General features: G+C 69.7%; 8 protein-coding genes. 4 read left to right on the forward strand and 4 right to left on the reverse strand.

All coding sequences use genetic code 11. The features are described from left to right. Positions 1-228: 228 nt before the first annotated feature. Positions 229-1,221, forward strand: coding sequence for a 23S rRNA (adenine(1618)-N(6))-methyltransferase RlmF (gene rlmF, locus P3W75_RS07265; protein WP_276226694.1), 993 nt, complete (start codon positions 229-231; stop codon positions 1,219-1,221). Here rlmF and P3W75_RS07270 read toward each other — a convergent pair whose 3' ends face one another. Further along, on the reverse strand, positions 1,222-1,764 hold the full coding sequence (locus P3W75_RS07270; RefSeq protein ID WP_276226695.1) for a hydrolase: 543 nt from the start codon (positions 1,762-1,764) through the stop codon (positions 1,222-1,224). Between the two features lie 156 nt (positions 1,765-1,920). On the opposite strand from P3W75_RS07270, the gene P3W75_RS07275 reads away from it, so the two are divergent. Beyond that, entirely contained in the window at positions 1,921-3,156 is a 1,236-nt protein-coding gene (locus P3W75_RS07275; RefSeq protein ID WP_276226700.1) for a dienelactone hydrolase family protein, read from the forward strand. A gap of 194 nt (positions 3,157-3,350) precedes the next feature. On the opposite strand, the gene P3W75_RS07280 is transcribed toward P3W75_RS07275, so the two are convergent. From P3W75_RS07280 to sbcD, 3 genes are all read right to left on the reverse strand, one after another. Then, positions 3,351-4,055, reverse strand: a complete 705-nt coding sequence (locus P3W75_RS07280; protein ID WP_430765348.1) for a Dps family protein — start codon at positions 4,053-4,055, stop codon at positions 3,351-3,353. A gap of 190 nt (positions 4,056-4,245) precedes the next feature. Continuing rightward, positions 4,246-7,686 carry an SbcC/MukB-like Walker B domain-containing protein gene (locus P3W75_RS07285; RefSeq protein WP_276226696.1) on the reverse strand — a complete coding sequence of 1,147 codons (3,441 nt, stop codon included), beginning with the start codon at positions 7,684-7,686 and terminating at the stop codon, positions 4,246-4,248. Continuing rightward, positions 7,686-8,906 (reverse strand): exonuclease subunit SbcD, encoded by a 1,221-nt coding sequence (sbcD, locus tag P3W75_RS07290; RefSeq protein ID WP_276226697.1) that lies wholly within the window; start codon positions 8,904-8,906, stop codon positions 7,686-7,688. The genes P3W75_RS07285 and sbcD overlap by 1 nt, the downstream gene beginning before the upstream one ends. A gap of 105 nt (positions 8,907-9,011) precedes the next feature. On the opposite strand from sbcD, the gene P3W75_RS07295 reads away from it, so the two are divergent. Beyond that, positions 9,012-10,379 carry a TAXI family TRAP transporter solute-binding subunit gene (locus P3W75_RS07295; RefSeq protein ID WP_276226698.1) on the forward strand — a complete coding sequence of 456 codons (1,368 nt, stop codon included), beginning with the start codon at positions 9,012-9,014 and terminating at the stop codon, positions 10,377-10,379. 64 nt (positions 10,380-10,443) lie between these two features. Continuing rightward, positions 10,444-11,448 (forward strand): nucleoid-associated protein YejK, encoded by a 1,005-nt coding sequence (gene yejK, locus P3W75_RS07300; RefSeq protein WP_276226699.1) that lies wholly within the window; start codon positions 10,444-10,446, stop codon positions 11,446-11,448. Positions 11,449-11,454 lie beyond the last annotated feature (6 nt).

Genomic DNA, 11,454 nt, shown 5'->3' on the forward strand with positions numbered 1-11,454 from the left:
CAGGCGTTATCCGCCGCCTGACCGTGGCCCGGAACCGCTCGGCGCCGAGCCGGAAAAACGCCCGGTTGGAATACGCGGTCGACGATGGCATGGGTGTAACGGCGGATAACCGCGAACGGTTATTCGCCCTACGCCCAGCCCACCGCCATGCGGGAACGAGCGGGACGCGCCAGGCGGGGGGCTTCTGTGGGAAAATCGCCCTCCGCTCCCCTGCCCTCGCCGCCCGCCATGCCCAAGCCGCCGAAACGCCCCGCCGCCAAACCCCAGCCGCTGCGCGACCCCGCCGCGAAGAAGCCCGACCTGTTGCACCCGCGCAACCGCCACCAGGGCCGCTACGACTTCGCCGAGCTGATCGCCGCCAGCCCCGAACTGGGCGCGTTCGTGATCACCAACCCCTACGGCAAGCCGAGCATCGATTTCGCCAACCCGCAGGCGGTGCGGGTGTTCAACCGCGCGCTGCTCAAGGCGCAGTACGGCATCGGTCACTGGGAGATTCCCGCCGACTTCCTCTGCCCGCCGATCCCCGGCCGCGCCGACTATGTGCACTACCTGGCCGACCTGCTCGCCGAGGACAACGCCGGCAGCGTGCCGCGTGGCCCCGCGGTGCGGGTGCTGGATATCGGCGTGGGCGCCAACTGCATCTACCCGCTGATCGGCCACCGCGACTACGGCTGGCGCTTCCTCGGCGCCGACATCGAGCCGGCCGCGCTGGCCTCGGCGCGCGCCATCGTGCAGGGCAACCCCGGCCTGGGCGAAGCCATCGAGTTGCGCCAGCAGCCCGAGGCCCGGCACATCTTCCACGGCCTGCTGCACAGCGACGAGCGCTTCCACGCCAGCCTGTGCAACCCGCCGTTCCACGCCTCCCCCGAGGAAGCCAGCGCCGGCAGCCGGCGCAAGTGGAAGAACCTCGGCAAGCTCGACCCCTCGCGCAAGCTGCCAGCGCTGAACTTCGGCGGGCAGAGCAACGAGCTGTGGTGCGAAGGCGGCGAGATCGCCTTCCTCAAGCGCATGGCCCGCGAGAGCAAGGAGGTCGCCAGCCAGGTGCTGTGGTTCAGCTCGCTGGTGTCCAAGGCCGGCAACCTCGACGAACTCCGCCGCGCCCTCAAGCAGGCCGGCGCCGTACAGGTGCGTACGGTGGACATGGCCCAGGGGCAGAAGCAGAGCCGCTTCGTCGCCTGGACCTTCCACGCTGCCGAGGCGCGCGCCGCCTGGTATCGCTGACTAGCGGATGAACTCGCGGCTGACGGCGCGGAAGGTCTCGCTGCCGGCGCGCTCCAGCCATTCGAAGGCGACCATCTCGCGGTTGACGATCACCGCACCGGCCTGGCGCATGCGTTCCAGGGCCAGGGCCTTGTCCTCGGTGCGCCGCGAACCGACCGCCTCGGCCACCACGTAGACTTCGCGGCCCTCGGCCAGCAGCCCGAGCACCGTCTGCAGCACGCAGACGTGGGCCTCGGTGCCGCACACCACGAACTGCCGGCGCTCGCCGCCGGGCATCTGCAGCAGGCCCGGATCGGCCACCGCCGAGAAGGCGATCTTCTCCAGGATGGCCTCCGCCGGCAGCGCCTCGCGCAGCCGCGCCAGGGTCGGGCCGAGGCCCTTGCTGTACTGCTCGGTGGCCAGCGCCGGCACCCCCAGGCGCTGCGCCACGGCCAGCAGCCAGGCGCTGTGCTGCAGCACCGCCTCGGCGTCGTGGATGGCCGGGAACAGGCGCTCCTGGATGTCGATCAGCAGCAGCGTCGAAGCCTGGGCGCGGAGCAGCATGGCGAATCCTCCTGGAAAACGATCCTCCGTTTTCGGCCGGCGCGGCCACGCTGTCAACCGCCATGGCACCATCGGCCACTTGGCAAGCCGGGCGCGAACTCCCACCCTATGGCCCAGCCAGAAACCAACGACAACGAAACCTGGGAGGAGTGGAACATGGGCAAGCGCATCCGCATCGACGCGCGCGACGGCAGCGGCAGCTTCAGCGGCTACCTGGCGGTACCGGCCAGCGGGCACGGCCCCGGCGTGGTGATCGGCCAGGAGATCTTCGGGGTCAACGCGAACATGCGCGGCATCGCCGACAGCTACGCCGAGGAAGGCTACGTGGCGCTGGTGCCGGACCTGTTCTGGCGGCTGCAGGCGGACCTCGAACTGGGCTACAGCGAGGCCGAGTTCGCCCAGGCCATCGGCCTGTTCCAGCGCTTCGACGTGGACAAGGGCGTCGACGACATCGCCGCCGCCATCGACGCCCTGCGCGCCCTGCCGGAAGTGCAGGGCGACGGCATCGGCTACGTCGGCTTCTGCCTCGGCGGCAAGCTCGCCTACCTCACCGCCGCGCGCACCGACGCCGCCTGCTCGGTGGGCTACTACGGCATGGGCATCGAGCAGTTGCTGGACGAGGCGCCGAACATCCGTGGCCGCCTGGTGCTGCACTTCGCCGAGCAGGACGTGTACTGCGACGCCAACGCCCGCCAGGCCATCGGCGAAGTCCTCGACAAGCTGCCGAAGAGCGAAATCTACAGCTACCCGGACGTCGACCACGCCTTCGCCCGCCCCGGCGGCATGCACTTCGACAAGCCCGCCGCGCTGATGGCCCACGAGCGCAGCATCGGCGCGCTGAAGCGCGAGATCGGCCCGGACTTCGATCTCTCGCAACTCTGGGAAGACCACATCTTCCACGAGTTCGCCGCCCGCGACGTGCCGGCCACCATGGCGACCATGGTCGCCGAGCCCTACGTCAACCACATCCCGACCATGACCGGCGGCGTCGGCCAGGACGAACTGGCGCGCTTCTATCGCAACCACTTCGTCCACGGCAACCCGCCGGACATGAAGCTGGTGCCGATCTCGCGCACCGTCGGCGCGTTGCAGGTGGTGGACGAATTCGTCATGTGCTTCACCCACTCCACCGAGATCGACTGGATGCTCCCCGGCGTGGCGCCGACCGGCAAGTACGTGGAGATCCCGATGCTCGGGGTGATCCGCTTCCGCGGCGACAAGCTGTGCCACGAGCACATCTACTGGGACCAGGCCAGCGTGCTGGTGCAGGTCGGCCTGCTCGACCCCACCGGGCTGCCGGTGGCGGGCGTGGAGACGGCGAAGAAGCTGCTGGACGAGGCGCTGCTGTCCAACGCGCTGATGGCGCGCTGGCAAGGCAGCGAGGGCAAGTGAGCCAAGGGGGCGATGGGTATCGCTGCGTCGACACATCCTGCGGGTAGGTTGGGCATGTAGGAGCGAGCTTGCTCGCGAACCCGCTTGATGCAATGGATTTCAGTGCGAGGCGTTCGCGAGCAAGCTCGCTCCTACGAAAAGCCAGCATGAAAAAAGCCCCTGCAAAGGGGCCTTTTTCGTGGTGCGTGGAACAGTCAGTGGCCGGTCACGTCGCCGCGGCGGCTGGTCTCGAAGAGGAACCAGGTGCGCTGCTCGGTCTCGTCGATCCAGTTCTCGATCAGGCTGGCGGTGGCGATGTCGTGGTGCTCGTCGCACAGGTCGTGGACTTCGCGCATGTAGGAGGTCAGCGATTTGTTGTCCTCCTGCAGCTCGGCCAGCATGTCCAGCGGTTGCACGAACTCGGCGTCGTTGTCGAGGATGCGCTTGGAGCGGGCGATGTGGCCGATGGAGCGGATGGTGTTGCCGCCGATCTTGCGGGTGCGCTCGGCGATGGCGTCGGTCATCGCGAAGATTTCGCTGGCGTGGTCGTCCAGCAGCAGGTGGTAGTCGCGGAAGTGCGGACCGCTCACGTGCCAGTGGAAGTTCTTGGTTTTCAGGTACAGCGCGAAGACGTCGGCGAGCAGGCGGTTGAGCGCAGCGCTGAGGTCGCGAGTGGCGTTCTTCGACAGGTCCGAAGGCGTGGCCAGGGCCGGCGCGCGGCGCGGCGCCGACTTGGCGGCGGGCTTGGCGGCGGCGGCGGGTTTCGCGGCAGCCGGCTTGGCCGCCGGTTTCTTCGCGGCGGGCTTCTTCGCCGCCGGCTTGGCGGCGGGTTTCGCGGCGGCCGGCTTGGCCGGAGCCGGGGTACTGGCGGCGGTCTTCGGCGCAGCGGGTTTCTTCACGGTGGCAGCGGTTCTGTTCATCTCGATCACCTCAAGGGGTCTGTGGATGCCGCCCCTGTGCGTGCCGAAACTGGCGGCCCGGGACGAGCCTCACGCACTCCCTGCGCGGTCCTCTCATGGCGAAGAGTGCGCACTTGAGCCTACCTCGCCTCGCATCGATTGCAAGTCGTCGCATCACACCAAAGTGCGACGCAATGACTCCGGACAACACTCAGGGCTGCACGGCGAAGCGCGCGTCCAGCCGGCTGTAGCCCATACCCACGCCCTTGTGCACTTTCAACTGCACCGGAATGCGCTCCTTCAATGCCTCGACGTGGCTGATCACGCCGATGCTCTTGCCGCTGGCATTGAGGCTGTCGAGGGCGTCCAGCGCCACCTCCAGGGTCTCGCCGTCGAGGGTGCCGAAGCCTTCGTCGAGGAACAGCGAATCGATGCTGGTCTTGTGGCTGACCAGGTCGGACAGCGCCAGGGCCAGGGCCAGGCTGACCAGGAAGCTCTCGCCGCCGGACAGCGTGCGGCAATCGCGCGCCACGTCGCCCTGCCAGGTGTCCACCACTTCCAGTTCCAGCTCGCCGTCGCTGCGCCGCGCCAGTTGGTAGCGGCCGTGCAGGCGTTGCAGCTGGCGGTTGGCGAGGTGCACCAGGTGATCGAGGGTCAGGCCTTGGGCGAAGCGCCGGTAGCGCGCGCCGTCGGAGGAACCGATCAGGCTGTTCAGGCGCTGCCACAGGTCGTGGTTGGCCTCCTGCTCGGCGATCTCGGCGAACAGCGCTTGCTGGCTGGCGCGGCGCGCGTCGTCGCCCTGCAACTGGGCGCGCAGCTCGCCCTGGCGTTGGCCCAGTTCGCGCAGCTGGCTGGCGAGGGTCTGCAACTGCTCGTCGAGTTCGCCCAGGGCCAGCTCGGTGCGCGGCACTGCGCGTAGCTGCCGCTCGCTGTCCTCGGCCGCCACGCGCAGGGCGACGGCTTCGGTCAGGGCGGTGTCCAGGCGCGCTTTCAGCTCGCCCAGGCGCTGGCGTTCGGCATCGTCCAGGCGCGCGGCGAGGAAGGCCTGCAGATCGGCGAAGGGGCTCTCGCCCAGCACGCGCTGCCAGGCACCTTCGCTGGCGGCCAGTTGCTCGCGGGCCTGTTCCAGTTGGGTCTGCAAGCTCTGCTCGCGGCCGCTCAGGGCGTCGGCCTGGCGCTGGGCGTCGGCCAGCGCGGCGGCCGCCGCGTCCAGCGCCGGCTGCGGTTGTTCGGCGGGCGCGGGCTCCGGCAGCGGCTGCTCGCCGCTGGCCTGCCAGCGCGCGCGCCACTGCTCGGCCTGGGCTTGGGCATCGGCCAGCGCGCTGCGCGCGTCGCTTTCGCTCGCCTGCAATTGCTGGTCGCGCTGCTGCAACAGCTGCCACTCGCGCCATTCCCGTTCGCGGGCGGCGAGCCAGCTGGCGCCGTCGTCCGGCAAGGCGTCGGCGAAGCCATCCAGCGCAGCGAGCAGGACGCCGGCCTGCTGTTGTTCCTGCGCCTGGACCTGGGTCAGGCGCTGCTGTTGTTCGGCAAGCCGCTGATTGGCGTTCTCAAGGTCGCGCTGCAACAGCGCCTGTTGCTGCAGCGCCGTGACGTGTGCGCGTTCGGCGGCTTCGCGGCCACTGCTGGCGCGCTGCAGCTCGGCCTTGCCGGCGTCGACGGCGTCCAGGCGTTCCTGGACCTGCGCCAACGCGCCTTCCTGCGCCTGGCGTGTCGCCGCCAACGCGCTCGCATCGTCGATCCGCCACGCCTGGTCGGCGAGCTGGCGCTGCCAGTCGGCGTCGAGCTGCAGCTGCTGCTGGTGCAGTTGTTCGAGCTGCTGGCGGCTCTGCTCGGCCTGGGTTTCCAGGCGCGCGAGTGCGCCGGCCAGCGCCTTGCCCTGGTCTTCCAGCGCGGCCAGCTCGGCCTTGCAGGCGTCCAGCTCGCGGCGGGTCTGGGAGACGTCCAAGGCCTGGTAGCTGGCGATCGCCGGGTGTTCTTGGGAGCCGCACAGCGGGCAGGCCTCGCCCGCCTGCAATTGCGCGCGGTAAACCTCCAGGGCCTGGATGCGCTGCTCCTGTTCGAGCAGCTTTTCCTTATCGGCGACTTGCTGTTTCAGCGTCTTGTAACGCTCGCGCAGCGCAGCGATCTCGGCGTTCTTCTGCGCCTGTTGCTGCTGCAAGCCATCCAGCTGCGGCTGCACGCGGGCGATCTGCGCGCTGCCTTGTTCACGGGCTGCGGCCAGTTGCTCCAGGCGATCGAGCGCCCTCGCCTGCTGCTGCAGGCGCTGCCAATGTTCGCGCAGGCCGGCCTCGCCAGCGTCGCCAAGCAGCGCCTGCAAGGCGCCCTGGCGCTGGGCCTCGACCTGCCGCGCGGCATCCAGTTCGCGTTCGGCGGTCGCCAGGGCCTGGCGCTGGCCGATCAGCTGCGCATCGAGGGATTCGATGCTGAGCCGGGACTCGCGCAAACGCGACTGCGCGCCCGCGTTGTCGCTGCGCAATTGCTCGCGCGATTCGAATTGCACCTTCCAGCCGCCCAGCAGCTCACCGATGCGCGCGCGCTGCGGCTGCTCGGCGAGTTGCCGCTGGACCTGGCCGCGCTGCTCGACCAGCTGCGCGAGCGTCGCCTGGCGCTGCCCGACCAGCTGCGCGGCGAGGCGGCTGACGAGCCAGAGGTTGTGGATAAGCCGCTCGCCGTTGTCGCGCCGCTGGCGCTGGATTTCGCCCAGCGCGCTCTGCGCCTGCAGCGTGCGCTGCTGCTCCTGGGTCCAGGCCTGGTGCAGCGGTTGCAGGCGCGCCGCCGGCTCGCTGGCGGCCAGGCGCTGGAGGTCGGGCGCGGCCTGGAGCAGGCCATCGCGAGCCTGCTGCTCGCGCGCGGCGGCCTGCTGGTGCTGCTGCTCGGCGCGCGTCAGGTCTTCGCGCCAGCGACGCTGGCCCTGCAATTCGGCCTGGCGCTGGTTCAGCGGCGCTTCCTCGGCGTGCAGGCGCTCGGCCTCGGCCCGCAGTTCGCCACGCTGTTCCTCGCTGAGCAGTTCCATGCCCTGGGCGCGTGCGCGCAGCTGGTCGAGGGCGCCGCGCGCATCGCGGGTGCGCTCGAACACGCGCTGGGAAATCAGCCCGTAGATTTCCGTGCCGGTGAGTTCTTCCAGCAGCTCGGCGCGGTCGTTGGCGCTGGCTTCGAGGAAGGCGGCGAAACCACCCTGGGCCAGCAGCATGGACTTGGTGAAGCGGCCGAAGTCGAGGCCGGTGAGCTGCTCGGTCTGGCGCAGCTTGTCGTTGATCTTGTCGGTGAGGATTTCGCCCTCGCCGCCGGCGACGTCGATGCGCGCCAGCTCCACCTTGGGCGCCTGCAGCGCGCCGTCGATCTTGTCGCGGGCGCGGCGCTGGCTCCAGAAGGCGCGGAAGCGCCGGCCCTTGACCTCGAACTCGACCTCGGCGAGGCAGTCGGCGGTGTGCCGGGTCATCAGCTCGTTGCCGCTCTGCGACAGCGTGTTCATGCGCGGCGTGCGGTGGTACAGGGCCAGGCAGATGGCGTCGAGCAGGGTGGTCTTGCCGGCGCCGGTCGGCCCGGTGATGGCGAACAGGCCGTTGCCGGCGAAGGGCTCGGCGGAAAAGTCGATCTTCCACTCGCCCTTGAGCGAGTTCAGGTTCTTCAGGCGCAGGCTGAGGATACGCATCAGGCTTGCTCCTCCTGCAGTTCGGCGACCACCTGGCGGTACAGCCCAGAGAGTTGCTGGCGCAGCGGCGGCTCCAGCTGCTCGGCGTCCAGGCGCTGTTCGAAGACATCCTCGGCGGAGAGTTCGTCGAGGGTCTCGCGCGCCTCGCTGAACAGCCCAGCCTGCTGGTTGCCGCGCTCGCGGCGGGTGCGCAGCACTTCCACCGGCAGTTCTTCGCAGAGTTTCTCCAGGCGCGCCTGCAGGTCGTTCAGGTAGTCGTCGCTGCGCACCAGCACTTCCACCCACACCGGGCGTTCCGCCGTGCCCTGCGCGGCCGCCTCGGCCAGCGCGGCGGGCAGGCTGTCGAGGTTGCCGGAAAGGGATTGCAGGGGCTGGAAGCACGGCACCGGCAGCGCGGTCACGCTGCGCAGGCCGCTGCCGTCGAGGTCGACCAGCAGCACTTCCTTGGTCTGCCGCGCCTCGTCGAAGCTCAGCGCGATGGGCGAGCCGCAGTAGCGGATGTGTTCCAGGCCGCCGACCTTCTGCGGCCGGTGGATGTGCCCCAGGGCGATGTAGTCCGCCGCCGGGAAGGCGCTGGTGGGGAAGGCTTCGAGGCTGCCGACGTAGATTTCCCGCACCGATTCGCTGGCGCTGGCGCCGACCGTGGTCAGGTGGCCGCTGGCGACGATCGGCAGCGTGCCGCCCAGCTCGGCGCGCTTGGCCTCGGCCAGTTCGAACAGGGTGCGGTAATGCGCCTGGATCGCCTGCTGCAGGGCCAGCTGCTTGTCCTGGGCGCTCTGCCCGGCCTGGCTGGCCAGCAGGTCGCGCGGGCGCAGGAAGGGGATGGCGCAGAACACCGCGCCAGGCGTGCCGTCGCGTTGCGGCAACACCAGCAGTTGCTGGTCGAGGTCCGCGCCGACCGACGCCACCACCCGCGTGCCGAGCACCGCCAGCAGCTCGCGCGACTCCTCCAGCATGGCCACCGAGTCGTGGTTGCCGCCCAGCACCACCAGGTTCGCGCCGCTCTCGCGCAGCTCGACGATGAAGCGGTTGTACTGCTCGCGGGCGTAGCTGGGCGGCGCACCGGTGTCGAACACGTCGCCGGCGATGATCACCGCGTCCACCGCGTGCTCGCGCACGCGCTCCACCAGCCAGCGGCAGAAGGCCCGGTGCTCGGCCTCGCGGCTCTTGCCCATGAAGTGCTGGCCGAGGTGCCAGTCGGAGGTGTGGAGAATGCGCATGCGCCTGTCGTCCCGCTGCCTGATTCAGCCGGCGATGATACCCGCTAAGCGGGTGCCTCCGCCCACGCTGGCTATCCTGAAAGGACGTCGGCCGGGAATTCGACCATGCAGCGCCTGCTCAACATGCTCCGCGACCTCGCCATCCTGGTGCGCGCCAACCTGTGGATAGTCCCGGTACTGGCGGCGCTGGTGGCGGCGGTCTTCTATTTCGTCGCGCCACCGCCGCCGATGGCCGCGACCCTCGCCACCGGCGCCGCCGACGGCGGCTACGCGGCTTTCGGCAACAAGCTCAAGGCCGAGCTGGCCAAGCAGGGCTTCGAGCTGAAGCTGGTGCCCAGCGCCGGCTCGCGACAGAACATGGACCTGCTGCTGGACGAACGCAGCGGCGTGGACATCGCCCTGGTGCAGAGCGGCCAGGAGCGCCAGATCGACGCCGCCCAGCGCGAGCGCCTGCAAACCCTCGGCGCGATGTTCCAGGAGCCGCTGTGGCTGTTCCAGCGCCGCGACGTGCACATCGACCGCATCGCCGACCTGCTGCCCCTGCGCGTGGCCCTGGGCATCCGCGGCAGCGGCACCGAGGCGATCACCGAGGCCCTGCTGCAGGCCAACGGCATCGCCGCCGAGCAGTACCCGGCGGGCTGGCAGGCCAGCGGTGGCGACAGCGCCGCCGACGCCCTGCTGGCCGGTAGCCTGGACGCGGCCTTCTTCGTCGGCCCGGCGGAGAACCCGCTGGTGCAGCGCCTGGCCGCCAGCGAGCAGCTGCTGCTGGCCGGCTTCCGCCGCGCCGACGCCTACGAGGCGCGCCTGCACTTCCTCAAGCGCCTGGAGCTGGGCGAGGGCCTGCTGAACCTGGAGCACAACGTGCCCCACCGCAACCTCACCACCCTCTCGCCGGTGGCCACCCTGGTGATCAACGACAGCTTCCACCCGGCGCTGACCCCGCTGATCCTGGAAGCCGCGCGCCAGGTCATGCGCCCCGGCACCCTGCTCGACGCGCCCGGCGCCTTCCCCGCCGCCGAGCCGCGCACCCTGCGCCTGAACGAGGACGCCGAGCGCTACTACAAGAGCGGCCTGCCGCTGCTGCAGCGCTTCCTGCCGTTCCGCATCGCCTCCCTGGCCGACCGCTACATCATCCTGCTGATCCCGTTCATCGCCATCCTCATCCCGCTGTTCAAGTCCATCGGCCCGCTGTACCGCTGGCGCATCCGCGCGCGCATCTACCGCTGGTACCGCTACCTGCGCGAGATCGACCGGCACCTGGACGAGCGCACCGGGGTCGAGGAGTTGAGCCGCGAGATCGCCCGCCTGGAGCAGCTGGAGGCGGAGCTGTCGCGGGTCGAGGTGCCGCTGTCGTACTACAACGAGCTGTACGAGCTGCACCTGCACCTGAACTACGTGATCCGCCGCCTGCGCCAGCTGCGCCGCAACCGCCGCGAACGCGACGCTGGCGCGCCGCTCGACAAGGCGGGGTGAGCGTGGCGCGCCGGGGTCGGTTAAACTGGCGGCTTTGCCACCATCGTCCAGAGCCGAGCCCGAGATGCCGATTCGTCACGCCATCGTCCACCTGATCGACAAGAAGCCCGACGGCAACCCCGCCACGCTGCACGCGCGCGACGCCGAACTGGGCGACTCCCAGGCCATCGAGAACCTCATGGCCGACCTCAACGAAAGCTACAACGCCAAGCCGAACAAGGCCTGGGGCCTGTTCCAGGAGGAGTCCGGCGCCTACCCGTTCAGCGGCTGGCTGACCGAGTACCTGGACGGCGGCAAGGACTTCGTCGCCTTCAGCCGCCAGGCCGTGGAGCACCTGAAGAGCCTGATGGAGGAGTCCAACCTCTCCACCGGCGGCCACGTGCTGTTCTGCCACTACCAGCAGGGCATGACCGACTACCTGAGCATCGCCCTGCTGCACCACAGCGAAGGCGTGGCGGTGACCGAGGCGCTGGAAGTGGCGCCCTCGCGCCACCTGGACCTCGGCCAGCTGCACATGGCGGCGCGGATCAACTGCTCGGAATGGCGCAACAACAAGACCTCCAAGCAGTACATCTCGTTCATCAAGGGCAAGGGCGGGAAGAAGGTCTCGGACTACTTCCGCGACTTCATCGGCTGCCAGGAAGGCGTCGACGCCCCCAGCGAGACGCGCACCCTGCTCAAGGCCTTCAGCGACTACGTGGAAAGCGAGGACCTGCCCGAAGAACAGGCCCGCGAGAAGACCGACACCCTGGTCGACTACGCCACCAGCCAGGCGCGGATCGGCGAGCCGATGGCCCTGGACGCGCTTTCCGAGCTGATGGACGACCAGGCCCCGCGCGCCTTCTACGACTACATCCGCAACAAGGACTACGGCCTGGCGCCGGAAATCCCGGCGGACAAGCGCACCCTCAACCAGTTCCGCCGCTTCACCGGCCGCGCCGAAGGGCTGTCGATCAGCTTCGAGGCGCACCTGCTGGGCAGCAAGGTGGAGTACGACGAGGAGCGCGACATGCTGATCATCCGCGGGCTGCCGACGCAGCTGCACGACCAGCTCAAGCGCCGCCAGTAACCGCGG

Origin of the sequence: Pseudomonas citronellolis (genome assembly GCF_029335315.1) — a bacterium.
GTDB classification, from domain to species: Bacteria; Pseudomonadota; Gammaproteobacteria; order Pseudomonadales; family Pseudomonadaceae; genus Pseudomonas; species Pseudomonas citronellolis_A.